General features: G+C 69.8%; 21 protein-coding genes. 13 read left to right on the top strand and 8 right to left on the bottom strand.

Features of this window, described 5'->3' with window-relative positions:
- Window positions 1–106 precede the first annotated feature (106 nt).
- The 4 genes from STRAU_RS06580 to STRAU_RS06565 all read right to left on the bottom strand — a co-directional run bounded on the left by STRAU_RS06580 (window position 107) and on the right by STRAU_RS06565 (window position 5,194).
- Complete coding sequence (locus tag STRAU_RS06580; protein WP_016639470.1) at window positions 107–1,726, bottom strand: glycerol-3-phosphate dehydrogenase/oxidase; 1,620 nt, start codon at window positions 1,724–1,726, stop codon at window positions 107–109.
- A gap of 37 nt (window positions 1,727–1,763) precedes the next feature.
- Window positions 1,764–3,305 (bottom strand): glycerol kinase GlpK, encoded by a 1,542-nt coding sequence (gene glpK / locus STRAU_RS06575; protein WP_016639469.1) that lies wholly within the window; start codon window positions 3,303–3,305, stop codon window positions 1,764–1,766.
- A 40-nt stretch (window positions 3,306–3,345) separates the two neighbouring features.
- Window positions 3,346–4,131: an MIP/aquaporin family protein gene (locus STRAU_RS06570; RefSeq protein WP_016639468.1), complete on the bottom strand. Its 786-nt coding sequence runs from the start codon at window positions 4,129–4,131 to the stop codon at window positions 3,346–3,348.
- Window positions 4,132–4,429: 298 nt separating this feature from the next.
- A complete protein-coding gene (locus STRAU_RS06565; protein ID WP_037657854.1) occupies window positions 4,430–5,194 on the bottom strand; it encodes an IclR family transcriptional regulator in 765 nt (254 codons plus the stop codon).
- Window positions 5,195–5,485: 291 nt separating this feature from the next.
- Here STRAU_RS06565 and metH point away from each other — a divergent pair, with 291 nt between their 5' ends.
- The 4 genes from metH to STRAU_RS06545 all read left to right on the top strand — a co-directional run bounded on the left by metH (window position 5,486) and on the right by STRAU_RS06545 (window position 13,430).
- Window positions 5,486–9,016 carry a methionine synthase gene (metH, locus tag STRAU_RS06560; RefSeq protein ID WP_016639466.1) on the top strand — a complete coding sequence of 1,177 codons (3,531 nt, stop codon included), beginning with the start codon at window positions 5,486–5,488 and terminating at the stop codon, window positions 9,014–9,016.
- Between the two features lie 127 nt (window positions 9,017–9,143).
- Window positions 9,144–9,839, top strand: coding sequence for an HAD family hydrolase (locus STRAU_RS06555; protein ID WP_016639465.1), 696 nt, complete (start codon window positions 9,144–9,146; stop codon window positions 9,837–9,839).
- Between the two features lie 360 nt (window positions 9,840–10,199).
- Window positions 10,200–11,807: an ABC transporter substrate-binding protein gene (locus STRAU_RS06550; RefSeq protein WP_016639464.1), complete on the top strand. Its 1,608-nt coding sequence runs from the start codon at window positions 10,200–10,202 to the stop codon at window positions 11,805–11,807.
- 42 nt (window positions 11,808–11,849) lie between these two features.
- Entirely contained in the window at window positions 11,850–13,430 is a 1,581-nt protein-coding gene (locus tag STRAU_RS06545) for an ABC transporter substrate-binding protein (RefSeq protein ID WP_106967828.1), read from the top strand.
- 79 nt (window positions 13,431–13,509) lie between these two features.
- Here STRAU_RS06545 and STRAU_RS06540 read toward each other — a convergent pair whose 3' ends face one another.
- Both STRAU_RS06540 and STRAU_RS06535 read right to left on the bottom strand, forming a co-directional pair.
- Complete coding sequence (locus STRAU_RS06540; protein WP_016639462.1) at window positions 13,510–14,181, bottom strand: response regulator; 672 nt, start codon at window positions 14,179–14,181, stop codon at window positions 13,510–13,512.
- Between the two features lie 15 nt (window positions 14,182–14,196).
- Window positions 14,197–15,078: a RecB family exonuclease gene (locus tag STRAU_RS06535; protein ID WP_016639460.1), complete on the bottom strand. Its 882-nt coding sequence runs from the start codon at window positions 15,076–15,078 to the stop codon at window positions 14,197–14,199.
- A 129-nt stretch (window positions 15,079–15,207) separates the two neighbouring features.
- Here STRAU_RS06535 and STRAU_RS06530 point away from each other — a divergent pair, with 129 nt between their 5' ends.
- The 3 genes from STRAU_RS06530 (at window position 15,208) to STRAU_RS06520 (ending at window position 18,564) form a co-directional block, all read left to right on the top strand.
- On the top strand, window positions 15,208–16,791 hold the full coding sequence (locus STRAU_RS06530; RefSeq protein ID WP_016639461.1) for a site-2 protease family protein: 1,584 nt from the start codon (window positions 15,208–15,210) through the stop codon (window positions 16,789–16,791).
- Between the two features lie 68 nt (window positions 16,792–16,859).
- Entirely contained in the window at window positions 16,860–17,762 is a 903-nt protein-coding gene (locus STRAU_RS06525) for a tRNA (adenine-N1)-methyltransferase (protein WP_016639459.1), read from the top strand.
- A 214-nt stretch (window positions 17,763–17,976) separates the two neighbouring features.
- Window positions 17,977–18,564 carry a hypothetical protein gene (locus STRAU_RS06520; protein ID WP_037657881.1) on the top strand — a complete coding sequence of 196 codons (588 nt, stop codon included), beginning with the start codon at window positions 17,977–17,979 and terminating at the stop codon, window positions 18,562–18,564.
- Between the two features lie 128 nt (window positions 18,565–18,692).
- Here the strand turns inward: STRAU_RS06520 and STRAU_RS06515 are convergent, their stop codons facing one another.
- Window positions 18,693–19,007 carry a ferredoxin gene (locus tag STRAU_RS06515; RefSeq protein ID WP_016639457.1) on the bottom strand — a complete coding sequence of 105 codons (315 nt, stop codon included), beginning with the start codon at window positions 19,005–19,007 and terminating at the stop codon, window positions 18,693–18,695.
- A 254-nt stretch (window positions 19,008–19,261) separates the two neighbouring features.
- Here STRAU_RS06515 and arc point away from each other — a divergent pair, with 254 nt between their 5' ends.
- The 6 genes from arc (at window position 19,262) to prcA (ending at window position 25,121) form a co-directional block, all read left to right on the top strand.
- The gene (gene arc / locus STRAU_RS06510) at window positions 19,262–21,028 is read left to right on the top strand and encodes a proteasome ATPase (RefSeq protein WP_037657879.1); all 1,767 of its coding nucleotides are present in this window, start codon (window positions 19,262–19,264) and stop codon (window positions 21,026–21,028) included.
- Between the two features lie 259 nt (window positions 21,029–21,287).
- Window positions 21,288–22,799, top strand: coding sequence for a depupylase/deamidase Dop (gene dop, locus STRAU_RS06505; RefSeq protein ID WP_350892719.1), 1,512 nt, complete (start codon window positions 21,288–21,290; stop codon window positions 22,797–22,799).
- A gap of 132 nt (window positions 22,800–22,931) precedes the next feature.
- The gene (locus STRAU_RS06500; protein WP_011027899.1) at window positions 22,932–23,150 is read left to right on the top strand and encodes a ubiquitin-like protein Pup; all 219 of its coding nucleotides are present in this window, start codon (window positions 22,932–22,934) and stop codon (window positions 23,148–23,150) included.
- Between the two features lie 96 nt (window positions 23,151–23,246).
- Window positions 23,247–23,459, top strand: coding sequence for an endonuclease domain-containing protein (locus STRAU_RS39975; RefSeq protein ID WP_078620994.1), 213 nt, complete (start codon window positions 23,247–23,249; stop codon window positions 23,457–23,459).
- Window positions 23,411–24,256, top strand: coding sequence for a proteasome subunit beta (gene prcB, locus STRAU_RS06490; protein WP_016639454.1), 846 nt, complete (start codon window positions 23,411–23,413; stop codon window positions 24,254–24,256). The genes STRAU_RS39975 and prcB overlap by 49 nt, the downstream gene beginning before the upstream one ends.
- A 49-nt stretch (window positions 24,257–24,305) precedes the next feature.
- Window positions 24,306–25,121: a proteasome subunit alpha gene (prcA, locus tag STRAU_RS06485; RefSeq protein ID WP_016639453.1), complete on the top strand. Its 816-nt coding sequence runs from the start codon at window positions 24,306–24,308 to the stop codon at window positions 25,119–25,121.
- A gap of 42 nt (window positions 25,122–25,163) precedes the next feature.
- Here the strand turns inward: prcA and STRAU_RS06480 are convergent, their stop codons facing one another.
- Window positions 25,164–26,198 (bottom strand): LacI family DNA-binding transcriptional regulator, encoded by a 1,035-nt coding sequence (locus STRAU_RS06480; protein ID WP_016639452.1) that lies wholly within the window; start codon window positions 26,196–26,198, stop codon window positions 25,164–25,166.
- Window positions 26,199–26,333: the final 135 nt, after the last annotated feature.

Here is a 26,333-nt window from a genome sequence, read left to right as displayed (position 1 = left end):
CCTGAAGCGCCCCGCGAGGCCCCCCACGCCGCTGCGGATCGTAGCTCGACCGGCATGCGTAAGGGGCGGCCGCCATGGCGACCGCCCCTTACCAACTGCTAACGGCTCAGCTCTTCTTGCCCAGCAGGTCCTCGACCTTGCCGCGGATCTCGTCCGTGGCGAGGCCGCGGATCGTCAGCGTCGTACGGCGGCGCAGCACGTCGTCGGCCGTCTCCGCCCACTCGTTGTCGCGCGCGTAGACGACCTGCGCCCAGATCTCCGGGGCGTCGGGGTGGACGCGCTCGGCCAGCTCCGGGTTCTCGTTCGCCAGGCGGGCGATGTCGAAGGACAGGGAGCCGTAGTGCGTGGCCAGGTGGCGGGCGGTGTCGGGCGCCATGCGCGGGCCGGGCGCCGGACCGTCGACCAGGAGCCGGTGGGCGACCGCGCGCGGGTTGGCGATACCGGGCAGCGGCAGCTTCTTCGGCAGCTCGGAGATCGGCTCGTAGTCGTCGCCGAGCGGGTGACCGGGGAGGGCCTCCAGCTTCTTCATGACCGTACGGCCGATGTGGCGGAACGTCGTCCACTTGCCGCCCGCGACCGACAGCATGCCGCCGCGGCCCTCGGTGACGACCGTCTCGCGCTTGGCCTTGGACGTGTCGCCGGGACCGCCCGGCAGCACCCGCAGGCCCGCGAAGGAGTACGTGATCAGGTCACGGGACAGCTGCTGGTCGCGGATGGAGAACGCGGCCTCGTCCAGGATCTGCGCGGTGTCGGCCTCGGTGACGCGGACGTCGGCCGGGTCGCCCTCGAACTCCTCGTCGGTGGTGCCGAGCAGCAGCATGTCCTCCCAGGGCAGGGCGAACGTGATGCGGTACTTGTCGATCGGCGTGGCCAGCGCGGCCTTCCAGGGGGCGGTGCGCTTGAGGACCAGGTGCGCGCCCTTGGACAGGCGGATGGAGGGGGCCGCGTCCGGGTTCTCCATCTTGCGCAGGTGGTCGACCCAGGGACCGGTCGCGTTCAGGACCAGGCGGGCGTTCACACCGAACTCGGCGCCGTCCACGCGGTCCTTGAGGTCGGCGCCGGTGACCCGGCCGTTCGTGAAGCGCAGGCCGGTGACCTCGGCGTGGTTGAGGACGGCGGCGCCCGCCTCGGCGGCCGCGCGGACCGTCATCAGGGCCATGCGCGCGTCGTTCATCTGGTCGTCGCCGTACACGGCCACGGCCTTCAGGTTGTCCGTGCGCAGCTCCGGCACGTCCTGCGCCGCCTTGGCGGGGGAGAGCAGGTGGCCGACGCCGTCGCCGAAGGCCGACAGGGCCGAGTAGGCGAAGACGCCCGCGCCGAGCTTGGCGGCGCCGTGCGGGCCGCCCTTGTAGACCGGCAGGTAGAAGGTGAGCGGGTTGGCGAGGTGCGGTGCCACCTGGCGTGACACCGCACGCCGCTCGAAGTGGTTCTCCGCGACCAGCTTCACCGCGCCGGTCTGCAGGTAGCGCAGACCGCCGTGGAGCAGCTTGGAGGAGGCGGAGGAGGTGGCGCCGGCGAAGTCGCCGGCGTCCACCAGGGCCACCCTGAGACCCGACTGCGCGGCGTGCCAGGCGGTGGAGATGCCCAGGATTCCGCCGCCGATCACCAGGAGGTCGTAGGACGCCTTGGAGAGACGCTCCCGGGTCTCGGCGCGGCTCGGGGCGCTGCCGGCGGCCGGGGGCGTGCCGAGAGCCGGGAAGGCGGGGCCGCTCTGCAGGGTGGTCATGGTTGCTTAACTCCTCGTCAGCTGAGCTGAGTGCGGTTCAGCTCTCGTCGTCCTCGAGCCAGCCCATGGTCCGCTCGACGGCCTTGAGCCAGTTCTTGTACTCACGGGCGCGGACATCCGCGTCCATGCGGGGGGTCCACTCCGCGGCCCGGCGCCAGTTGGCGCGCAGGTCGTCGGTGGAGGACCAGAAGCCGACGGCGAGGCCGGCGGCATAGGCGGCGCCGAGGCAGGTCGTCTCGGCGACCATGGGGCGCACCACCGGCGCGTCCAGGAAGTCCGAGAGGGTCTGCATCAGCAGGTTGTTGGAGGTCATGCCGCCGTCGACCTTGAGGGCCGCGAGTTCGACGCCGGAGTCCTTCGTCATGGCGTCGGTGATCTCACGGGTCTGCCAGGCGGTGGCCTCCAGGACGGCGCGCGCGATGTGCGCCTTGGTGACGTACCGGGTCAGACCGGCGATCACACCGCGGGCGTCGGAGCGCCAGTACGGGGCGAACAGGCCGGAGAAGGCCGGTACGAAGTAGGCGCCGCCGTTGTCCTCGACCGAGGACGCGAGCGTCTCGATCTCGGCGGCGGAGTTGATCAGGCCCATCTGGTCGCGCATCCACTGCACGAGCGATCCGGTGACGGCGATGGAGCCCTCGAGGGCGTAGACCGGCTTCTTGTCGCCGATCTGGTAGCCGACGGTGGTCAGCAGCCCGGAGTAGGAGTTGATGGCCTTCTCACCGGTGTTCATCAGCATGAACGTGCCGGTGCCGTACGTGGACTTGGCCTCGCCCTCCTCGAAACAGGTCTGGCCGAACAGGGCCGCCTGCTGGTCGCCGAGCGCGGAGGCGACCGGGATGCCGCCCAGGATGTCGCCGAGCTTGCCGCCGGCGACGTCGCCGTAGACCTCGGCGGAGGAGCGGATCTCGGGGAGGATCTGCATCGGCACGCCGATGGACTCGGCGATGCGCTCGTCCCACTCCATGGTGTGGAGGTTCATCAGCATGGTGCGGGAGGCGTTGGTGACGTCGGTGACGTGCTTGCCGCCGTTCACACCGCCCGTCAGGTTCCAGATGACCCAGGAGTCCATGGTGCCGAAGAGGATGTCGCCCGCCTCGGCGCGCTCGCGCAGGCCCTCGACGTTGTCGAGCAGCCAGCGGGCCTTGGGACCGGCGAAGTAGGAGGCCAGCGGCAGGCCCGTCTCGCGGCGGAAGCGGTCCTGGCCGACGTTGCGGCCGAGCTCCTTGCAGAGGGCGTCGGTGCGGGTGTCCTGCCAGACGATGGCGTTGTGCACCGGCTCGCCGGTGTTCTTGTCCCACAGCAGCGTGGTCTCACGCTGGTTGGTGATGCCGATGGCCTTGATGTCGTCGCGGGTGATGCCGGCCTTGGAGACGGCTCCGGCGACGACTTCCTGGACGTTGGTCCAGATCTCGGTGGCGTTGTGCTCGACCCAGCCCGGCTTCGGGAAGATCTGCTCGTGCTCCTTCTGGTCGACGGAGACGATGCGGCCGTCCCGGTCGAAGACGATGCAGCGGCTGGACGTGGTGCCCTGGTCGATCGCCGCGATGAAGGGGCCTGCGGTGTGTGCGTCGGTCACGGTGTGCTCCTGAAGTACGTGTGGTGGTCGGCGGGGCCGCTCAGAACAGCTTGAAGATGTATGCGGCGAGGGCGCCGCCGATCAGCGGTCCGGCGACGGGAATCCACGCGTACGACCAGTCCGAGCCACCCTTGTTGGGGAGCGGGAGCAGCGAGTGCACGATGCGCGGGCCCAGGTCGCGGACCGGGTTGATGGCGTAGCCCGTGGGGCCGCCGAGCGAGAGGCCGATGCCCACCACGACGAGCGCGGTGATCAGGGCGCCGAGGGTGCCGAGGCCGTTGCCGCCGTCGTTGAGGCCCTGCGTGAGGATCGCCAGGACGAGCACGGTCGTGGCGATGACCTCGGTGACGAGGTTCTGGGCGACGTTCCGGATCTCCGGACCGGTGGAGAAGATGCCGAGCACCGGGCCCGCCTTCGGCGCGGCCTTCTGGTCGACCAGGCCCTCCTCGACGGGCTGGGCCTTGAGGATCTCCGGGTCGGTGAGATGGGCCTGGAACTGGCCGTAGTACGTGGCCCACACGAGCACCGCACCGATCATGGCGCCGAGCAGCTGCGAGCCGAGGTAGATCGGCACGTCGCTCCACTTGGTGCCGCCGTCCACGGCGAGGCCGATGGTGACCGCCGGGTTCAGGTGCGCGCCGGAGACGCCGCCCGCGAGGTACGCGCCGGTCAGTACGGCGAAGCCCCAGCCGAACGTGATCGCGAGCCAGCCCGCGTCCTTGGCCTTCGAGCGCTTGAGCGTGACGGCGGCGCACACGCCACCACCGAGCAGGATGAGCACGGCGGTACCGATGGTCTCGCCGATGAAGATGTCGGAGCTGGACACCCGCGACTCCTTTGTCCTTCGTCCAGGGAAAGGCGAACCCCGGGTCCCTCCGGTGGTCCGCGCCCTCAGGTGAGGGCGTTGCCGGCCCTGGCTTGCCCCACTGTAACGCGTAATGCCGTTAGGTGTTCGACAATGCCGACCGGTGGACGCGAGTCTGACCGTGGGGTTACCAACACGTCAAGACTTCTGTAATTGAAAACACGATCGTTATTGATCGTTCTGGGTTATCGCCGGTACCGCAACAAGAGAGCGCGCGGAGCCCCGCCGCACACCGGGCCGGACCCCGCTGGAGCCCCCCTCAGAAACGGCTCGCGCCCAAGTCCCGGGACACCGCCCGCGCGCAGTCCCGCACCGCGGCGATCAGCTCGGGCCGCATCTCGCCCGAAGGGCACACCCGCTCCACGGCCCCCGTGATCCCCACCGCCCCCACCGGCATCCGCCGCCGGTCGTGAATGGGCGCGGCCACGGACGCGATCCCCTCCCAGGTCTCCTCCGCGTCGGCCGCGTACCCGCGCGCGCGAGTGAGGTCGAGGACCTCCTCGAACGCCTCCGGGGCGGTCACGGTGCGCGCCGTGAACGACTCCCGCTCGCACTCGAGCGCCTCGCTGTGCGCCACCGGGTCGTACGCGGCGAGCACCTTGCCGAGCGCCGAGGAGTGCAGCGGCTGCATGGCCCCCACCTCCAGGACCTGCCTGCTGTCGTCGGGCCGGAAGACGTGGTGCACGATCAGCACGCCCTGCTGGTGCAGCACGCCCAGGTACACGCTCTCGCCGCTGGAGCGGGCCAGGTCGTCGGTCCACACCAGCGCGCGGGCGCGCAGCTCGTGCACGTCCAGATAGCTGTTGCCGAGCCGCAGCAGCTCCGCGCCGAGCTGATAGCGCCCGGACGCCGCGTCCTGCTCGACGAAGCCCTCCTGCTGCAGGGTGCGCAGGATGCCGTGCGCCGTACCCTTGGCGAGGCCGAGGGCGGAAGCGATGTCCGAGAGGCCGAGCCGGCGCTCGCCGCCCGCGAGCAGCCGCAGCATCGCGGCGGCCCGCTCGAGCGACTGGATGTTCCGTGCCATCGCAGCCCTGTCCTCCATCCCGTGCCGCGCACACAGTCCGCAGCGAACTCAAGAACGCATTCACCGTTCGACAATGCTGAACACTATCGGTCGTTGCCGACCTGTGGCTAAGGGCGCGTGCGCGGCGTTTCCCGTCGGGCACGGCCGAACGACGACTTCCGGCCACCCGTCTGCCGGTCCGCCCGCTGGGACGCTCTCACGGCCGGACCGGGGTCCCGGCTACTCTGGCCGAGTGCGGGTCCCCGAGGAACCCGCAAAGCCGACAGCCGTCGCACTCCAGGGAGCTCATTCATGGCCTCGTTGCCGACCCCCTCATCCGACTCCGCAGCGGACGCCTCCGCCGGGAGCCGGGCCGACGCCCTCCGCGAAGCACTGGCGACCCGCGTGGTGGTCGCCGACGGCGCGATGGGCACCATGCTGCAGGCGCAGGACCCCACCCTCGAGGACTTCGAGAACCTCGAGGGCTGCAACGAAATCCTGAACATCACCCGCCCCGACATCGTGGCCAACGTCCACCGGGAGTACTTCGCCGCGGGCGTCGACTGCGTCGAGACCAACACCTTCGGCGCCAACCACGCGGCCCTCGGTGAGTACGACATCCCCGAGCGCGTCTTCGAGCTCTCCGAGTCCGGCGCCCGCATCGCCCGCGAGGTCGCCGACGAGTTCACCGCCTCCACCGGGCAGCAGCGCTGGGTCCTCGGCTCCATGGGCCCCGGCACCAAGCTGCCGACCCTCGGCCACGCCCCGTACACCACCCTGCGCGACGCCTACCAGCAGAACGCCGAAGGCATGATCGCGGGCGGCGCCGACGCGCTCCTGGTCGAGACCACCCAGGACCTCCTGCAGACCAAGTCCGCGCTGCTCGGCGCCCGCCGCGCCCTGGACGCCACCGGCGCGAACCTGCCGCTGATCTGCTCCGTCACCGTCGAGACGACCGGCACCATGCTGCTCGGCTCGGAGATCGGCGCCGCGCTCACCGCCCTGGAGCCGCTGGGCATCGACATGATCGGCCTGAACTGTGCGACAGGACCGGCCGAGATGAGCGAGCACCTGCGCTATCTGGCCCGGCACTCCCGTGTCCCGCTGGCCTGCATGCCCAACGCCGGCCTGCCCGTCCTCGGCAAGGACGGTGCGCACTACCCGCTGACCGCCCCCGAGCTGGCTGACGCCCAGGAGACCTTCGTCCGCGAGTACGGCCTGTCCCTGGTCGGCGGCTGCTGCGGCACGACCCCCGAGCACCTGCGGCAGGTCGTCGAGCGGGTGCGCGGGCTCACCCCGACCGCGCGCGAGCCGCGCCCCGAGCCGGGCGCCGCCTCGCTGTACCAGACTGTCCCGTTCCGACAGGACACCTCGTACATGGCCATCGGCGAGCGTACGAACGCCAACGGCTCGAAGAAGTTCCGCGAGGCCATGCTGGAGGGCCGCTGGGACGACTGCGTGGAGATGGCCCGCGACCAGATCCGCGAGGGCGCCCACATGCTCGACCTCTGCGTCGACTACGTCGGCCGGGACGGCGTCGCGGACATGCAGGAACTGGCCGGCCGCTTCGCCACCGCCTCCACGCTGCCCATCGTCCTGGACTCCACCGAGGTGCCCGTCATCCAGGCCGGCCTGGAGAAGCTCGGCGGCCGCGCGGTCATCAACTCCGTCAACTACGAGGACGGCGACGGCCCCGAGTCCCGCTTCGCCAAGGTCACCGCGCTCGCCCAGGAGCACGGCGCCGCGCTGATCGCCCTGACCATCGACGAGGAGGGCCAGGCCCGCACCGTCGAGCACAAGGTCGCCATCGCCGAGCGCCTCATCGAGGACCTGACGACGAACTGGGGCATCCACGAGTCGGACATCCTCATCGACACCCTGACCTTCACCATCTGCACCGGTCAGGAGGAGTCCCGGGGCGACGGCATCGCCACCATCGGCGCGATCCGCGAGCTGAAGCGGCGTCACCCCGACGTGCAGACCACGCTCGGCCTGTCGAACATCTCCTTCGGCCTCAACCCGGCCGCCCGCGTCGTCCTCAACTCCGTCTTCCTGGACGAGTGCGTCAAGGCGGGCCTGGACTCCGCGATCGTGCACGCCTCCAAGATCCTGCCGATCGCCCGCCTGGAGGAGGAGCAGGTCAAGGTCGCCCGAGACCTGATCTACGACCGCCGTGAAGAGGGCTACGACCCCCTGCAGAAGCTCATGGAGCTCTTCGAGGGCGTCAACATGAAGTCCATGAAGGCGGGCAAGGCCGAGGAACTCCTCGCCCTGCCGCTGGACGAGCGCCTGCAGCGGCGCATCATCGACGGCGAGAAGAACGGCCTGGAGGCCGACCTCGACGCGGCCCTCGCCGACCGCCCCGCCCTGGACATCGTCAACGACACGCTCCTGGAGGGCATGAAGGTCGTCGGCGAGCTCTTCGGCTCCGGCCAGATGCAGCTGCCGTTCGTGCTCCAGTCCGCCGAGGTCATGAAGACCGCGGTGGCCCACCTGGAGCCGCACATGGAGAAGTCCGACGCCGAGGGCAAGGGCACCATCGTGCTCGCCACCGTGCGCGGCGACGTCCACGACATCGGCAAGAACCTCGTCGACATCATCCTGTCCAACAACGGCTACAACGTGGTCAACCTGGGCATCAAGCAGCCCGTCGCCGCGATCCTGGACGCCGCGCAGGAACACCGCGCCGACGTCATCGGCATGTCAGGACTCCTGGTCAAGTCGACCGTGATCATGAAGGAGAACCTGGAGGAGCTCAACCAGCGCCAGATGGCCGCCGACTACCCGGTCATCCTCGGCGGCGCCGCCCTGACCCGGGCGTACGTCGAGCAGGACCTGCACGAGATCTACGAGGGCGAGGTCCGCTACGCCCGCGACGCGTTCGAGGGCCTGCGCCTGATGGACGCCCTGATCGCGGTCAAGCGCGGCGTCCCCGGCGCCACCCTGCCGGAGCTGAAGCAGCGCCGCGTGCCCAAGCGGGACACGCCCGCGGTGGCCGTCGACGAGCCCGAGGGCCCGGCACGCTCCGACGTCGCCGTCGACAACCCCCTGCCCACGCCGCCGTTCTGGGGCACCCGCGTCATCAAGGGCATCCAGCTCAAGGAGTACGCCTCCTGGCTGGACGAGGGCGCGCTCTTCAAGGGCCAGTGGGGCCTGAAGCAGGCCCGCGCCGGCGACGGCCCGACGTACGAGGAACTGGTCGAGACCGAGGGCCGCCCGCGCCTGCGCGGCCTGCTCGACGAGCTCCAGACCAAGAACCTGCTGGAAGCGGCCGTCGTCTACGGCTACTTCCCGTGCGTGTCCAAGGGCGACGACCTGATCATCCTGGACGAGCAGGGCAACGAGCGCACCCGCTTCTCCTTCCCGCGCCAGCGCCGCGGCCGGCGCCTGTGCCTCGCGGACTTCTTCCGCCCGGAGGAGTCCGGCGAGCAGGACGTGGTGGGCCTCCAGGTCGTCACCGTCGGCTCGAAGATCGGCGAGGCCACGGCCGAGCTGTTCGCGGCCGACGCCTACCGCGACTACCTCGAACTGCACGGCCTGTCCGTGCAGTTGGCCGAGGCGCTGGCCGAGTACTGGCACGCCCGGGTGCGCTCCGAGCTCGGCTTCGCCGGCGAGGACCCGGCAGACGTCGAGGACATGTTCGCGCTCAAGTACCGCGGCGCCCGCTTCTCCCTCGGCTACGGCGCCTGCCCCGACCTGGAGGACCGCGCCAAGATCGCCGAACTCCTGCGCCCGGAGCGGATCGGCGTCGAACTCTCGGAGGAGTTCCAGCTCCACCCCGAACAGTCGACGGACGCGATCGTGATCCACCACCCCGAGGCCAAGTACTTCAACGCCCGCTGAGCCGCCGCGGCGGTGTGCCGCGGTATTCAGAGGCGCTTTGATCCGGGCAGTCGTACACTGGACGGTCCAGCTCAGGCCGGTCCCCTTCTGGGGGGCCGGCCTTCTCGTCCCCTATGGAGGTGCCCGGATGACCAGTACGGTCCCCGCGCTCGGTACCCGAACGGCCGAAGGCTCCGCCCTGCAGGCCGTTCTCCTCGACATGGACGGAACCCTCGTCGACACCGAGGGCTTCTGGTGGGACGCCGAGGTGGAGGTCTTCGCCGCGCTCGGGCACGCGCTCGACGAGTCCTGGCGGGACGTCGTGGTCGGCGGGCCCATGACCCGCAGCGCCGGCTTCCTCATCGAGGCCACCGGCGCGGACATCACCGTCCCGGAGCTGACCGTCCTGCTCAACGACGGCTTCGAGGACCGCATCAGCCGCGCCCTGCCGCTGATGCCCGGGGCCGCGAGACTCCTCACCGAACTCGCCGCCCACGAGGTGCCCACGGCGCTCGTGTCCGCCTCGCACCGGCGCATCATCGACCGGGTCCTGGACTCCATCGGCGCCCACCACTTCCGGCTGACCGTCGCCGGCGACGAGGTGGCCCGCACCAAGCCGCACCCCGACCCCTATCTCCTCGCCGCCTCCCGCCTGGGCGCGGACCCGGCCCGGTGCGCCGTCATCGAGGACACCGCGACGGGTGTGGCCGCCGCCGAGGCCGCGGGCTGCCGCGTGGTGGCCGTGCCGTCCGTCGCGCCCATCGCCCCGGCCGTCGGCCGGACCGTCGTGCCCTCGCTCGAAAACGTCGACCTGCGGTTCCTGCACGGCCTGATGGGCGCCTGAACCGGCCGCCGTTGGCCGAAATCCCCTGGCCCCAAGGCCAGTTGAAAGTGTGACCTTTCCCACTTGTGCGAGGGTCGACAGGGAATCCCTCCTGTGCAGGAGAGCCCTTACTCCCTGATGGGGGCATGACCTTGTGTCCTGATTGGGCCTCCCGTGCACGAAACCTTCCGGTGTCGGGTTATCGGTGCGTCCACGCCCCGTATCACTGTGTGATGGAACCCCGACTCCGGTCTCCTCCAGCGCCTCCGCTGGTGCGGACTAATCTCGTCGCGAGAACATCGCGTCACCCCCCCGTGCACCATCAACCCCACCCCGCCGTTGCCGGAAACACGGGACCAAGAGCTCTGGAGAACGTCCAGCATGAACCGCAAGACTTTGGTGCTGCCGGCCCTCATAGGTCTGCTCGCCCCCACGCTCGCCGCGTGTGGCGGTTCGGGCAGCGGGGACGGCGACGACCCCATCGCGGTGGGCACCACGGACCGGTTCGCCGTATCGAAGGAGGTCCCGGCTCCCTTCGACCCGGCGTACTCCTACGACGCCGGAACCTGGAACGTGCTGCGGCAGACCCTGCAGACCCTCATGGCCCTGCCGCGCGGGGGCGGCGAGCCGGAGCCCGAGGCCGCGCAGAAGTGCGGCTTCACCGACACGGGCAACGAGCGGTACGCCTGCACCCTGCGCAAGGACCTGAAGTTCGCCGACGGCAAGGCGCTGACCGCCGCCGACGTGAAGTTCTCCATCGAGCGCGTCCGCGACATGAAGATGGCCAACCCCAGCGGTTCCAACGGCCTGGTGGCGAACGTGGAGACCATCGAGGTCCAGGGCGACCGGGGCATCGTCTTCCACCTCAAGAGCCCGGACGCGACGTTCCCGTACAAGCTCGCGACGCCGACCGCGGGCATCGTCAGCCCCGATCACTACAGCAAGAAGAAGCTGCGTGACGGCTTCGAGGTGGACGGCTCCGGACCCTACAGCGTCAAGTCGGAAGTGAAGAACGACCAGGTCGTCAAGGCGGTCTTCACCAAGAACCCGAACTACAAGGGTTCGTTCGAGCCGGAGAACGACAAGATCGAGCTGCGGACCTTCGTGAACGCCGCAGGCATGGGCAAGGCGCTCGACAGCGGCGACATCGACCTGATGACCCGCACCATGTCGCCGCAGCAGATCAAGAAGCTCGACAACAGCCCCGGCAAGGACATCGACCTCGTCGAGATGCCCGGCCTGGAGATCCGCTACCTCGCCTTCAACACGAACGCGCCGACCGTCAAGAACAAGGCCGTCCGGCAGGCCATGGCGCAGATCGTCGACCGCGGCGCGCTCGCGGGCAACGTGTACGGCAAGACGGCCGACCCGCTGTACTCGCTGGTGCCGACCACCATCACGGGCCACTCCAACTCGTTCTTCAACAAGTACGAGCAGCCGGACCCGAAGAAGGCCAAGTCGATGCTCGACGCGGCCGGTATCGACACGCCGGTCAAGCTGACCATGCACTACACCACCGACCACTACGGTCCGGCCACGAAGAAGGAGTTCGAGACGCTGCAGCAGCAGCTGAACGACAGCGGCCTCTTCGACGTGCAGATCAAGGGCGAGATCTGGAACACCTTCCGCCCGGCGGAGCGCGAGGGCAAGTACGACGTCTACGGCATGGGCTGGTTCCCGGACTTCCCGGACGCCGACAACTTCCTCGCGCCGTTCCTCGACGAGGACAACTTCCTCGGCTCGCCCTACCGCAACAAGACCATCAACAACGAACTGATCCCCACCTCCCGCCGTGAGGCCGACCGCCTCAGCGCCATCAAGAGCATCGAGAAGATCCAGGACATCGTCGCCGAGGACGTTCCGGTGCTCCCGCTGTGGCAGGGCAAGCAGTACATCGCCGCCCGCGACGACATCACGGGTGTCGAGTGGGCTCTCAACTCCGCTTCGAATCTGCAGCTGTGGGAGCTCGCCCGCGGTGTGAGCGACTGACCGGCGCCGCACCCGAGTACGGAACAACGACAAGGCACGCAAGTGAAAATGCGCAACCAGTGGCTGGCCCTCCCCCTCACCTCGGGCCTGGCCGCGACCCTGCTGACCGGCTGCGGATCGGAGTCCGGCGGCTCCGCCAAGGACAGCGACTCCGTGGTGGTGGGGATGTCCGACGACGTCCTCGCCACCGACCCGGCGTCCGGTTACGACCCGGGCTCGTGGCTGCTGTTCAACAACGTCTTCCAATCGCTCCTGAGCTTCCCCAAGGGCGCGACGGAGCCGGAGCCCGAGGCCGCCCGCAAGTGCGGCTTCACCGACCAGCAGACCAAGGTCTTCAGCTGCACGCTGCGTGACGGCCTGAAGTTCAGCAACGGCAACGAGCTCACCTCGAAGGACGTCAAGTACTCCTTCGACCGCATGCGGAAGATCGACGTCGACGGGGGCCCGGCGACGATGCTGCCGATGCTCGACAGGGTCGAGACGCCGGACGCCAAGACGGTCGTCTTCAAGCTGAAGTTCCCCGACGCGACCTTCCCCAGCAAGATCGCCTCCGGTGCCGGCTCCATCGTCGACCACCGCGAGTACCCGATGGACAAGCTCCGCACGGACGGCGAGGCCGTGGGCTCGGGGCCGTACAAGCTCGACTCGTTCGACAAGGACGAGGCCGACTTCTCGGTCAACTCCGGCTACAAGGGCAGCGCCAAGACCCGCAACGAGGGCGTGACCCTGCGCTTCTTCCACGGTGACCGCAAGGGCCTGAAGCAGGCGATCACCGACCACGAGGTCGACGTCGCCTACCGAGGACTCGCCGCCGCGGACATCGCCGACATCGAGAAGAACACCTCCGACAACAAGATGGAGGTCGTCGAGGGCACCAGCGCCGAGGTGCAGCACCTGGTCTTCAACATGAAGGACCCGATGGCCGGCAAGCCCGGCCTGCGCAAGGCCATCGCCTACCTCCTCGACCGCGAGGCGCTCGTCGACCAGGTGTACCGGGGCACGGCGACGCCGCTGTACTCGATCGTCCCGGCCGGCGTCGGCGGCCACAACACCGCCTTCTTCGACACCTACGGCGCCCGCCCGCAGCGCGACAAGGCCGCCGCCGCGCTGCGCGAGGCCGGCATCGACGGCAAGGCCAAGCTGACGCTGTGGTCCACGCCGTCCCGCTACGGCCCGTCCACCGACGAGGAACTGCGCGCGATAGCCAAGCAGCTCAACGCGAGCGGTCTGTTCGAGGCGGACGTGAAGTCCGTGGAGTTCGAGCAGTACGAGAAGGACATCAAGGCCGGGAAGTACGGCGTCTACGTCAAGGGCTGGGTGCCCGACTACCCGGACCCGGACAACTTCACGCAGCCGTTCTTCGGCAAGGACAACGTCCTGCTGAACCGCTACGAGAACAACACCATCACCGGCAAGATCATCCCGAACACGGCCGCGCAGAGCGACCGCACCGCGACCGACACGGACTACGGCAAGCTCCAGGACATCGTCGCCGACGAGCTGCCCATCATCCCGGTCTGGCAGGCCAAGCAGTACGCGGTCGTCCGCGAGAACGTCTACGGCGTGGAGAACTGCCTGGACGCGTCGACCGTGTTCCGGTTCTGGGAGCTCAGCAAGGGCTAGTCGCCGCGCCGAGCACGAAGGAGGGGGCGGTATCCCGCACGGGATACCGCCCCCTCGCTCGTCGTACGGCTCCGGCCGACTACTGCGCCCCCGGCCGGACCAGGCCGCTCTCGTAGGCGTACACCGCCGCCTGCACCCGGTCGCGGAGACCCAGCTTTGTCAGGACGTGCCCCACGTGCGTCTTCACCGTCGTCTCGCTGACGAACAGGTCCGCGGCGATCTCGGCGTTGGACAGCCCCCGCGCCACCAGCTTCAGCACCTCGACCTCACGCTCGGTCAGCGTGTGCAGCGTGTCGGGCACGGGCTCGTCCCCGGACGGCAGATGCCCCGCGTACTTGTCGAGGAGCCGCCGCGTGATGCTCGGCGCGAGCATCGCCTCACCCGCGGCGACCACGCGAATGGCCTGCACCAGTTCGTTTGCCGGCGCGTCCTTCAGCAGGAACCCGCTGGCTCCCGCGCGCAGCGCCTCCACCACGTACTCGTCGAGGTCGAAGGTGGTCAGGACCAGGACCTTCGCCGGGCCGTCCCGGCCGGGCCCGGTGATCTGCCGGGTGGCCTCGACCCCGTCCATCCGGGGCATACGGATATCCATCAGGACCACATCGGGCTGCAGCGCCCGCACCTGATCCAGAGCCTGCAGGCCGTCTCCGGCCTCGCCGACGACCGCGATGTCCTGCTCGGCCTCCAGGATCATCCGGAAACCCGTGCGCAACAGCGGCTGGTCATCGACCAGTAGGACGCGGATGGCCACGTAACTCTCCTTCGCCTAGCCCGGGCCCATTCTGCCCTGCTCCTCCGCGCGCGACTCCGGCGCCCTCACCGGAAGCGGATACGGCGGGGGAGTGCCACCGAATTCCGGACAGACCGCCTGGTGGTCGCACCAGCCGCACAGCTTCGTCGGGCGCGGCCGCCACTCGCCCGTCTCCGTGGCCAGGACGATCGCCTCCCACAGCGCGAGCAGCTTGCGCTCGACCCGCTCCAGATCGGCCTCGACCGGGTCGTACGTGACGACGTCGCCGCTGCCGAGATAGACGAGCTGCAGACGGCGCGGGATCACGCCCTTCAGGCGCCACACCACGAGGGCGTAGAACTTCATCTGGAACAGCGCGCCCTCCGCGTACTCGGGGCGGGGGGCCTTGCCGGTCTTGTAGTCGACGATGCGGACCTCGCCGGTGGGGGCGACGTCGACACGGTCGATGATGCCGCGCAGCTTCAGGCCCGAGGCCAGCTCGGCCTCCACGAACAGCTCCCGCTCCGCGGGCTCCAGGCGCGTGGGGTCCTCCAGCGTGAACCACCGCTCGACCAGCTTCTCCGCGTCGGCCAGCCACTGGGCCACGCGCTCGCCCCCGCCGTCGTCGGCGAACAGCTCGGCCAGCTCCGGCTTGGCCTCGCGCAGGCGGTCCCACTGGCCCGGGACGAGCGCCTTGGCCCGCGGCGCGGTGCGCTCCGTCGCGGGCGCGTCGAAGAGTCTTTCCAGGACCGCGTGCACCAGCGTGCCGCGCGTCGCGGCCTCGCTCGGCTTCTCCGGCAGCTTGTCGATCACCCGGAAGCGATACAGCAGCGGGCACCGCATGAAGTCGCTCGCGCGCGAGGGCGACAGGGACGCCGGGCGCGCGGCGACCCCGACGACGTCGGTCCTGGTTTCCATGACGTCAGACCCTACGACCCGCCACTGACAACGGCCGCATACCATCGACGACAGACCCTCCCGCCCTGCATGATCGTGCGTGTACCGCGCCACAGCAGGAGCGGGGGACGCTTCGAACGAGGGGACATCGTGGACGAAAGCGGCGGCAGCGGCAGGCCGCAGTCCGAGCAGGCGCCCGCCCGGGCGGAGGACGCGCCCGCCCAGGCGGAAGACGCGCCGTCCAGCACGTCCCGGCCCGCGCCCGACCACCACAGCGCCGACGACCCCCGCCCGGCGGAGAGCCCGACGGACCCCGAGGCCCCCCACGGCACCGGCGAGGACCCCGGCGCGCCGGCGAGCACGCCCCGCCCCGGGACGCCCGACCACCGCGGCGACGCCGCCCCCGACTCGGCGGAGCCCCCGGCCGCCGATCACCCCGCCCCCGCGCGCCCGACCACCCCCGTCTCCGTACGCAAGGAGCACCCCGCCGACGGAGACGGCGACGCGGACCGGCGCGACAGCGCCCCGCCCGCGCGGGCCCACGCCCACCACTCCGGAGAGCCGCCCAAGGAACAGCCCAAGAACCCCGGCGGCGGGCTGCTCATGGGGCGGCCCTTCGGAGTGCCCGTGTATGTGGCGCCGAGCTGGTTCCTGGTCGCCGCGCTGATCACCTGGGTGTTCGGCGGGCAGCTCGACCGCGTGCTGCCCGAGCTCGGCAGCGCCCGCTATCTCGTGTCACTGTTCTTCGCGGTCGCCTTCTACGCCTCCGTGCTCGTGCACGAGCTGGCCCACACCGTCGCGGCCCTCCGCTTCAAACTGCCCGTGCGCCGCATCCAGCTCCAGTTCTTCGGCGGCGTCAGCGAGATCGAGAAGGAGAGCGAGACCCCGGGACGCGAGTTCGTGCTCGCGTTCGTCGGCCCGCTGCTCTCCCTCGTCCTCGCCGGTGTCTTCTACGCCGGCATGCGCGCCGTGGAACCCGGCACCGTACCGGGCGTCCTGCTCGCAGGACTGATGATCTCCAACCTCATCGTCGCCGCCTTCAACCTGCTGCCCGGCCTCCCGCTCGACGGCGGCCGCATGCTCCGCGCCGTCGTCTGGAAGATCACCGGCAAGCCCATGAGCGGCACCATCGCCGCCGCCTGGGTCGGCCGCGCCCTCGCCATCTCCGTACTCGTCGGCCTGCCCATCCTCAACCAGTCCGGCGCCCTCGGCGGCGAGACCCAGGACATCGGCGGCATGGACACCGTCACCGACGCCCTGCTCGCCGCGATCCTGGCCGCCATCATCTGGACCGGCGCCGGCAACAGCCTGCGCATGGCCCGCCTGCGCGAGCACCTGCCCGAGCTGCGCGCCCGCGCGCTGACCCGGCGCGCCGTCCCCGTGGAGACCGACACCCCGCTCTCCGAGGCGCTGCGCCGCGCCAACGCGGCGGGCGCCCGCGCCCTGGTCGTCGTCGACCCCGACGGCGACCCGCTGTCCGTGGTCCGCGAGGCGGCGATCGTCGGCGTCCCCGAGCACCGCCGCCCCTGGGTCGCCGTCAGCGGTCTCGCCCAGGACATCACCGAAGGCATGCGCATCCCGGCGGAGCTGGCCGGCGAGGAACTCCTGGACCGGCTGCGCTCGACCCCCGCGACCGAATACCTCGTCGTCGAGACCTCCGGGGAGATCTACGGCGTCCTGTCCGCCGCGGACGTCGAGCGCGCCTTCGTCAAGGCCATGGCGAGGCCGAACTGAGGGGACGCCGCCGGCCCCGTACGGACGCGGTGGTCGGCGGCCCCCGCCGTGGCCGGTAGGCTGGTCACATGTCCGAACCGACCGGTGCCGCCCGCCGACGCGGGCCCTTCAAGGTCGGGGACCAGGTCCAGCTCACCGACCCCAAGGGACGCCACTACACGTTCACGCTCGAGGCCGGGAAGAACTTCCACACCCACAAGGGTTCCTTCCCGCACGACGAGCTGATCGGCGCTCCCGAGGGCAGTGTTGTCCGCACCACGGGGAACGTCGCCTACCTCGCGCTGCGCCCCCTGCTCCCCGACTACGTCCTGTCCATGCCCCGCGGCGCCGCCGTGGTCTACCCCAAGGACGCGGGGCAGATCCTGGCCTTCGCCGACATCTTCCCCGGCGCGCGCGTCGTGGAAGCGGGCGTCGGCTCCGGCTCGCTCAGCGCCTTCCTGCTGCGCGCCATCGGCGACCACGGCATGCTGCACTCCTACGAGCGCCGCGAGGACTTCGCCGAGATCGCCCAGCAGAACGTGGAGCGCTACTTCGGCGGCCCCCACCCCGCCTGGCAGCTCACCGTCGGCGACCTCCAGGACAACCTGTCCGACACCGAGGTCGACCGCGTCATCCTCGACATGCTGGCCCCCTGGGAGTGCCTGGAGGCCGTCTCCAAGGCCCTCGTGCCCGGCGGCATCCTGTGCGCGTACGTCGCCACGACCACGCAGCTCGCCCGGACCGTCGAGTCGATCCGCGAGATCGGCGGCTTCAACGAGCCGACCGCCTGGGAATCGATGATCCGCAACTGGCACATCGAGGGCCTGGCCGTCCGCCCGGACCACCGCATGATCGGCCACACCGGCTTCCTCCTCACCGCCCGCCGCCTCGCGGACGGCGTCGAGCCGCCCATGCGGCGCCGCCGCCCCGCCAAGGGCGCCTACGGCGAGGACTACACCGGCCCGAACGCCGACGGCGGCAGCCCCCGCTGACCCCGCACGCCCGGGCCGCACGACTCGTACGCCCGGCGTACACACAACGCACCGGCGCCGCCGCCGAGTTCCCGCAAGCCCGCGCGGAACTCGGCGGCGGCGCCGTCCTGTTGGACGCGTGTCACCGCACCGGACCCCGGTGTTCCCCGGCGGTGTGAGGTGTGGCACCATGCTGGCCACCGCACCGGCACAGCCCTCACAGGAGACACTCCTCGTGCAGCACCCCGCCGTCCCGGAACTGGCCCACACGGTGGACCGGCCGTGGGCCACCCGTCCCATCCACTGGGTGGCCACCGCCGCCGCCCTGGCCGCCGTCGTCGCGGCCTCCGGCTTCCTGCAGCCCGACCGCGCCACCGCCGCCCAGACCGACCCGAAGCCACAGCCCAGGAGCGCCCCGGCGCCCGCACCCGACCCGGCCGCCGTGACGTACCCCCTCGAATGCGGCCCCGTGAAGCCCGTCGTCGCCAAGAAGACCACCGGCGACCTCGACGGCGACGGCCGCCCCGAGACCGTGGCGGCCGTGCACTGCCAGGCCGGCTCCGGCACCCCGCCGGACGCCGTGTACGTCATCACCCGCCCCCGGGAAGGCAAGCCGCGCGTCGTCGCCACCCTCGTCGACGCCAAGGACCGCCGCACGGTCGCCGCCCTCGCGGTACGCGCCGGCGCCGTGACCGCGACCCTGCTCGGCTACTCCTCGCCCGACGTGCCCCGCTACCGCCCCGACCTCCGCGAGGAAGCCAAGTGGCGCTGGCAGAACGGCGCGTTCACCCGCTCGACACCCGCCGCGGCCGGCAGCGCCTGACGCCTCGCGCGCCCCACCGGCCGCCCCCGCGACGGCGCGAGGACGGCGCGGACATCAAGTGGGGCCCGTGGTTACCTTCGTACGGTAACCACGGACCCCCCTTTCGCTCACTCAGCGAAACTATTCGGTCACTCTGCGTCCGGCCCGTAGACCTCCACCCTGTCCGAAACTCGCCGTACGTGAATACAGTCACCCGGGCACTCCTTCGCGGAGTCGGTGACATCGCGGAGAAGCGGCAGCGGCACGGGCGTTGTCGCCCCGGGCGCCTGCAGCAGCTCGTCGTCCGCGCTCTTCACATAGGCCAGGCCGTCAATGTCCAGCTCGAAGACCTCGGGCGCGTACTGGGCACAGATGCCGTCGCCGGTACACAGGTCCTGATCGATCCAGACCTCGAGCAGATCATGGCTTTCGCCGGCGCTCTCCGCCTCGTGCTGCACGGTCATCTCTCCTGCCGAAACTGCGTCGAGCAGGGCCGACTTTGCTGCAAGTCCGGCCAGCCCTGACGGGTGTTGAACAGTTCGACCCTACAACCGGCGGCTTTCCGATGTTGTTGGGTGGGTATTCCCCTGGCGTGAGGGAGAGCGCAAGGGTGAAGATCGGACACACCCCCACCGTCTTTGTGATCTAGGGGTTTCAATCAGCACCCACCCAGGTAGGGTCAGGAAGCGTCCAGCTCCCCTTGGAGGAGGTGAGGACCGTGGCAGCCCACGACGACGACATCAACCGCGGCATCCGGCCGGGGCGAGGGTCTGAGGACCCAGCCGGTCAGGTTGCCTATCTCGAGCAGGAAATCGCCGTCCTGCGACGCAAGCTCGCCGACTCTCCGCGTCATACGAGGATTCTCGAAGAGCGGATCGTCGAGCTGCAGACCAACCTGGCAGGCGTGTCCGCACAGAACGAACGGCTCGCGAACACGCTCCGCGAGGCCCGCGACCAGATCGTGGCCCTCAAGGAAGAGGTCGACCGGCTCGCACAGCCGCCGGCCGGCTTCGGAGTCTTCCTCACGGCGAACGAGGACGGCACCGCCGACATCTTCACCGGCGGCCGCAAGCTCCGCGTGAACGTCAGCCCGAGCGTCGAACTCGACGACCTCAGGCGCGGCCAGGAAGTCATGCTCAACGAAGCGCTCAACGTGGTCGAGGCCATGGAGTACGAGAGCGTCGGAGACATCGTCACCCTCAAGGAGATCCTCGAGGACGGCGAACGAGCCCTGGTGCTCGGTCACACCGACGAGGAACGGGTGGTGAGGCTCGCCGAGCCGCTCCTGGACGTCACCATCCGTCCCGGAGACGCCCTCCTGCTCGAGCCCCGCTCCGGCTACGTCTACGAGGTCGTACCGAAGAGCGAAGTGGAAGAACTGGTCCTCGAAGAGGTCCCGGACATCAGTTACGACAAGATCGGCGGCCTCGGCGGCCAGATCGAGATGATCCGCGACGCGGTCGAGCTCCCCTATCTCTACCCCGACCTCTTCAAGGAGCACGAACTGCGGCCGCCCAAGGGCGTCCTGCTCTACGGACCGCCCGGCTGCGGCAAGACGCTGATCGCGAAGGCCGTCGCCAACTCCCTTGCCAAGAAGGTCGCCGAGGTCACCGGACAGCCCGCGGGGAAGAGCTTCTTCCTCAACATCAAGGGCCCCGAGCTCCTCAACAAATACGTCGGCGAGACCGAGCGCCACATCCGCCTGGTCTTCCAGCGCGCACGCGAGAAGGCGAGTGAGGGCACCCCCGTCATCGTCTTCTTCGACGAGATGGAATCCCTCTTCCGCACCCGCGGCAGCGGCGTCAGCTCGGACGTGGAGAACACCATCGTCCCCCAGCTGCTCGCCGAGATCGACGGTGTGGAGGGCCTGGAGAACGTCATCGTCATCGGCGCCTCCAACCGCGAGGACATGATCGATCCGGCCATTCTGCGGCCCGGACGCCTCGACGTGAAGATCAAGATCGAGCGCCCGGACGCCGAGGCGGCCAAGGACATCTTCGCCAAATATCTGACCGAACGCCTGCCGCTGCACTCCGACGACCTCGCCGAGCACAGCAGCGACAAGGGCGCCACCGTGCACGCCATGATCCAGTCGGTCGTCGAGCAGATGTACGCCGAATCCGAGGAGAACCGCTTCCTCGAAGTCACGTACGCCAACGGCGACAAGGAAGTCCTCTACTTCAAGGACTTCAACTCCGGCGCCATGATCGAGAACATCGTCGGCCGCGCCAAGAAGATGGCCATCAAGGCTTTCCTCGAGCAGAACCAGAAGGGCCTCAGGGTCTCTCACCTCCTCCAGGCTTGCATCGACGAGTTCAAGGAGAACGAGGACCTGCCCAACACCACCAACCCGGACGACTGGGCCCGTATCTCCGGCAAGAAGGGCGAACGGATCGTATACATCCGCACGCTCGTCACCGGAAAGCAGGGCGCCGACACCGGACGCTCCATCGACACGGTGGCCAACACCGGTCAGTACCTGTAGGCGAAAGGGCGGCTGCGGGTGCCCTCCACGGGTACCCGCAGCCGACTGTTTTCCGCCGGTCGCGGGCGCCTCGCAGCCGCGTCACCAACCGAGCGAGAGCAAAGCAGGAAATGATCTCCCCACCAGCGCAAAGGCGTTCTAGGCTCTTCCGTACCGCCGAGTCGCGCAGTGCGGGGACGGGCACCGCACACGCACCGGAGAACCAGCGGTACTTGAGCGGCGCCCCCGACCGAGGGCGCCGCCGGGCAAGGAGGGCCGCATGACCGTACGGCGAGTAATGGGCATCGAGACGGAGTACGGCATCTCCGTCCCCGGCCACCCCAACGCCAATGCCATGCTCACCTCGTCCCAGATCGTCAACGCCTACGCCGCGGCGATGCACCGGGCGCGACGCGCCCGCTGGGACTTCGAGGAGGAGAACCCGCTGCGGGACGCGCGGGGCTTCGACCTCGCCCGCGAAGCCGCCGACGCCAGCCAGCTCACGGACGAGGACATCGGCCTCGCCAACGTGATCCTCACCAACGGGGCACGCCTCTACGTGGACCACGCGCACCCCGAATACAGCGCGCCTGAGGTCACCAACCCCCGCGACGCCGTCCTCTGGGACAAGGCCGGCGAGCGGATCATGGCCGAGGCCGCCGAGCGGGCCGCCGCACTCCCCGGCGCCCAGCCGATCCACCTCTACAAGAACAACACCGACAACAAGGGCGCCTCCTACGGCACGCACGAGAACTACCTGATGAAGCGGGAGACCCCCTTCTCGGACATCGTGCGCCACCTCACGCCCTTCTTCATCTCCCGGCAGGTCTTCGCCGGGGCAGGGCGCGTCGGCATCGGCCAGGACGGCCACGAGCACGGCTTCCAGCTCAGTCAGCGCGCGGACTACTTCGAGGTCGAGGTCGGCCTGGAGACCACCCTCAAGCGGCCCATCATCAACACCCGCGACGAGCCGCACGCCGACGCCGAGAAGTACCGCCGCCTGCACGTGATCATCGGCGACGCGAACCTCTCGGAGATCTCCACCTATCTGAAGCTCGGCACCACCTCGCTGGTCCTCGCCATGATCGAGGACGGCTTCATCGCGGTCGACCTGGCCGTCGACCAGCCCGTCCGCACCCTCCACCAGGTCTCCCACGACCCGACCCTCCAGCGCCTGGTCACGCTGCGTAGCGGTCGCACACTCACTGCGGTACAGCTCCAGATGGAGTACTTCGAGCTGGCCCGCAAATACGTCGAGGAGCGGTTCGGCGCGGACGCCGACGACCAGACCAAGGACGTCCTCACCCGCTGGGAAGACGTCCTCAACCGCCTGGAGAACAACCCGATGAGCCTCTCCGGAGAGCTCGACTGGGTCGCCAAGCGAGAGCTGATGGAGGGCTACCGCCGCCGCGACGGCCTGGACTGGGACGCCGCGCGCCTGCACCTCGTGGACCTCCAGTACGCGGACGTACGCCCGGAGAAGGGCCTCTACAACCGCCTCGCGGCCCGCGGCAAGATGAAGCGGCTCCTCGACGAGGGCGACGTCGAACGGGCCCGCACCAAGCCGCCCGAGGACACCCGCGCCTACTTCCGCGGCCGCTGCCTGGAGCAGTACGCCGACGACGTCGCCGCGGCCTCGTGGGATTCGGTCATTTTCGACCTGCCGGGCCGGGACTCACTCCAGCGCGTCCCGACCCTGGAGCCGCTACGCGGAACGCGTAATCACGTCAAGGAGCTGCTCGACCGGTGCCGCACGGCGGAGGATCTGGTCCGGGTGCTGTCCGGGGGCTGAAAGGCGGCTGAAAGCCCGAGCGCCGGGGAATCACAGAGGTGGGCCCCGCACGTTGAACGAAGTGCGGGGCCGATGTCAGACCCGGCTTGTAAGGTCTGATCAAGAAACGTCGAACCGAGCGGGGTGAGCTAGATGGCGACCAAGGACACCGGCGGCGGACAGCAGAAGGCGACGCGCTCCACCGAGGAGGTCGAGGAGCAGGCGCAGGACGCGCAGGCTTCGGAAGACCTCAAGGAGCGCCAGGAGAAGCTGAGCGACGACGTGGACTCCGTGCTGGACGAGATCGACGACGTCCTGGAGGAGAACGCGGAGGACTTTGTGCGGTCCTTCGTTCAAAAGGGCGGCGAGTGACCCAGCCTTCACTTCGAAGGCAGTATCGCGCGGCGCCGCTCGGCGTCGGCATCATGATCACCGGATCGCGACCGGCGCGCCGGACCAGGGAGCGAGGTGCCCGAGGGGTGCTTCCACGCCTCGGCGGCGCAGGTGGATCACTGTGACGGGACGGGTAGGGTCCCTGTCGTACTGTGCTTCAACTGCGATGCGGCGATCGGCAAGTTGGGAGATGATCCCGGCACCTTGCGCCGGGCCGTCAGCTACCTGGAAGGAAACCCGTGGAAGCCAACACTCGTAGCACCGGGCGTCTGCCGGCCGCCTTCCTGACCCCAGGTTCGTCGTCCTTCATGGACTTCCTCACGGGGCACCAGCCGGACATGCTGCCCGGCAACCGGCAGTTGCCCCCGACCCAGGGCGTGATCGAGGCGCCGCACGGCACGACCATCGTCGCGACGACGTATCCCGGTGGCGTGGTGCTCGCCGGGGACCGGCGGGCGACGATGGGCAATGTCATCGCGCAGCGTGACATCGAGAAGGTCTTTCCCGCCGACGAGTATTCGGCGGTCGGCATCGCCGGCACGGCGGGTCTCGCCGTCGAGATGGTGAAGCTCTTCCAGCTGGAGCTGGAGCACTTCGAGAAGGTCGAGGGGGCGACGCTCTCCCTGGAGGGCAAGGCCAACCGCCTGTCGACGATGATCCGGTCCAATCTGGGCATGGCGATGCAGGGCCTCGCGGTCGTCCCCCTCTTCGCGGGGTACGACGTGGACCGCGCCAAGGGCCGCATCTTCTCGTACGACGTGACGGGCGGCCGCAGCGAGGAGAAGGGCTTCGCGGCGACGGGTTCCGGCTCGGTGTTCGCCCGCGGAGCGATGAAGAAGCTGTACCGCGACGACCTGACGGAGGAGCAGGCGACGACGCTCGTCGTGCAGGCGCTGTACGACGCCGCGGACGACGACTCGGCGACGGGCGGCCCCGATGTCGCCCGGCGGATCTATCCGATTGTCACGGTGATCTCCGAGGAGGGTTTCCGGAGGCTGACGGAGGAGGAGACCTCCGAGGTCGCGCGCTCGATTCTGGCGCGGCGTCTTGAGCAGCCGGACGGCCCCCGGGCCGCGCTGCTCTGAGTGCCCCCGTTGTTGTTGTGAATTTTTGACAGAAAGGGACGGATAGCCGGTGTCGACGCCGTTCTATGTCTCACCCCAGCAGGCCATGGCCGACCGGGCGGAATACGCCCGCAAGGGCATCGCCCGCGGTCGCAGTCTGGTCGTGCTGCAGTACGCCGATGGCATTGTGTTCGTCGGTGAGAACCCGTCCCGTGCGCTGCACAAGTTCAGCGAGATCTATGACCGGATCGGTTTCGCCGCGGCCGGTAAGTACAACGAGTACGAGAACCTCCGCATTGGCGGCGTCCGGTACGCGGATCTGCGCGGGTACACGTACGACCGTGACGATGTGACGGCCCGCGGCCTGGCGAATGTGTACGCGCAGACGCTGGGCACGATTTTCTCCAGCAACGCGGAGAAGCCCTACGAGGTCGAGCTGGTCGTGGCCGAGGTCGGCACGACGCCGGACGGCGACCAGATCTACCGGCTGCCGCACGACGGTTCCATCGTGGACGAGCACGGCTCGGTCGCGGTGGGCGGCAATGCCGAACAGATCAGCACGTATCTCGATCAGCGCCACCGCGACGGCATGACGCTCGCCGAGGCGCTGAAGCTCGCGGTGCAGTCGCTGTCGCGGGACACCAACGGCAGCGAGCGGGAGATCCCCGCGGAGCGCCTCGAGGTGGCGGTCCTGGACCGGACGCGGCCGCAGCAGCGGAAGTTCAAGCGGATCGTCGGCCGTCAGCTGGAGCGGCTCCTCGGTGAGGACGGCGCGGCGGCCGCGGACGACGAAGCGGAGTCGGACGGCGGTTCCGGCGCGGACACGGATTCCGGCTCTGGCTCGGATTCCGGTTCGGACTCGGGGTCCGGTTCGTCCGAGAAGTAGCCCCAGGAGCAGTCTCAGCCCCGCGTCCCCGCGTCCCGGCGTTCAGCGTCGGGACGCGGGGCTCTGTGCTGTGGAGCCGCGGACGACGAGGTCCACGGGCAGTGGTTCGGGCTCGGGGGTGCGGCCGCCGAGGACGGCGATGAGGGTGGCCATGCCCTGTTCGCCGAAGCGTTCGGCGGGCAGGGCGACGGTGGTCAGTTCCGGTTCGACGGCGGTGGCGAGGGTGAGGTCGTCGAATCCGGTCACGCTGAGGTCGTCGGGCACGTGCAGGCCCAGTCGGCGTGCGGCCTTGCAGGCGCCCGCGGCGAGCACGTCGTCGTCGCAGATCACGGCGGTGGGGCGGGGGCCGGGCGTGGTGAGGGCGGCCTCCGTGGCGGTGCGGGCCTCGTCGACGGCGAGAGCGGCCCTGGCGGTGCGCAGGGTCGCGCCGCTGCCCCGCAGGGCGGTGGTGAGGGCGTCGCGGCGCACGTCGAAGGTCCAGGAGCTGACGTCGGCGGCCAGGTGCAGGAGATCGCGGTGGCCGAGGGCGAGGAGGTGTTCCGCGGCCTGGCGCATGCCGTCGGCGATGTCGAGGTTGACGGTGGCGGCGCCGAGGCTGTGCGCGGGGTCGCTGTCGAGCATGACGAGGGGGAGTTCGTCGCCGCGGATCGTCGCGAGGGCTTCGGAGGCCATGGAGGAGGCCAGGACGCCGTCGAGGGAGGCGCGGGCGGAGTCGAAGGGGTCGCGGGCGGGGGCGGTGACGTCCGGGGTGGGGTAGAGGACGACGCCGAAGCCGTGCCGGGCGGCGACGCGGGCGGCGCCGGTGTGCACGCGGGCGAAGAACTCGTTGGTGAGCGCGGGCACGACGAGGAGGGCGGTGCGGGTGCGGCCGAGGCGGAGGTTGCGGGCGGCGAGGTTCGGGCGGTAGCCGAGCTCCCGGGCGGCGGCGCGGACGCGTTCGGCGGTGCGTTCGGCGACGCGGCCCTGCCATTTGTCGCCGAGGACGAGGGAGACGGTGGCCTGCGAGACGCCGGCGGCACGGGCGACGTCGCGGCTGGTGGGGCGGGGGGCCGCGGTCTCGTGCTGGGGTCCGGCCACGGACGCCTCCTGCTGGCTGTGGGCCCCGGCGGGTGGCCGGGGGTGGTGTGCGGTGAGCCCGGGCGGGCCGGTCGGGGCCCGTGGACCGATGGACTGGTGGACAGCGCACATGGTACGTATGACCCGCGAAGTTAT

Origin of the sequence: Streptomyces aurantiacus JA 4570, from assembly GCF_000414115.1 — a bacterium.
GTDB classification, from domain to species: domain Bacteria; phylum Actinomycetota; class Actinomycetes; order Streptomycetales; family Streptomycetaceae; genus Streptomyces; species Streptomyces aurantiacus_A.
This window is presented reverse-complemented; position numbering and strand designations above follow the sequence as displayed.

Excerpts from the sequence above, each read along its gene's own strand:
- STRAU_RS06565 (WP_037657854.1), bottom strand. The coding sequence starts at position 5,194 with ATGGCACGGAACATCCAGTCGCTCGAGCGGGCCGCCGCGATGCTGCGG.
- STRAU_RS06555 (WP_016639465.1), top strand. The coding sequence starts at position 9,144 with ATGACCAGTACGGTCCCCGCGCTCGGTACCCGAACGGCCGAAGGCTCC.
- dop (WP_350892719.1), top strand. The coding sequence starts at position 21,288 with ATGACCGTACGGCGAGTAATGGGCATCGAGACGGAGTACGGCATCTCC.
- STRAU_RS06550 (WP_016639464.1), top strand. The coding sequence starts at position 10,200 with ATGAACCGCAAGACTTTGGTGCTGCCGGCCCTCATAGGTCTGCTCGCC.
- STRAU_RS06500 (WP_011027899.1), top strand. The coding sequence starts at position 22,932 with ATGGCGACCAAGGACACCGGCGGCGGACAGCAGAAGGCGACGCGCTCC.
- STRAU_RS06535 (WP_016639460.1), bottom strand. The coding sequence starts at position 15,078 with ATGGAAACCAGGACCGACGTCGTCGGGGTCGCCGCGCGCCCGGCGTCC.
- metH (WP_016639466.1), top strand. The coding sequence starts at position 5,486 with ATGGCCTCGTTGCCGACCCCCTCATCCGACTCCGCAGCGGACGCCTCC.
- STRAU_RS06525 (WP_016639459.1), top strand. The coding sequence starts at position 16,860 with ATGTCCGAACCGACCGGTGCCGCCCGCCGACGCGGGCCCTTCAAGGTC.
- STRAU_RS06580 (WP_016639470.1), bottom strand. The coding sequence starts at position 1,726 with ATGACCACCCTGCAGAGCGGCCCCGCCTTCCCGGCTCTCGGCACGCCC.
- STRAU_RS06515 (WP_016639457.1), bottom strand. The coding sequence starts at position 19,007 with ATGACCGTGCAGCACGAGGCGGAGAGCGCCGGCGAAAGCCATGATCTG.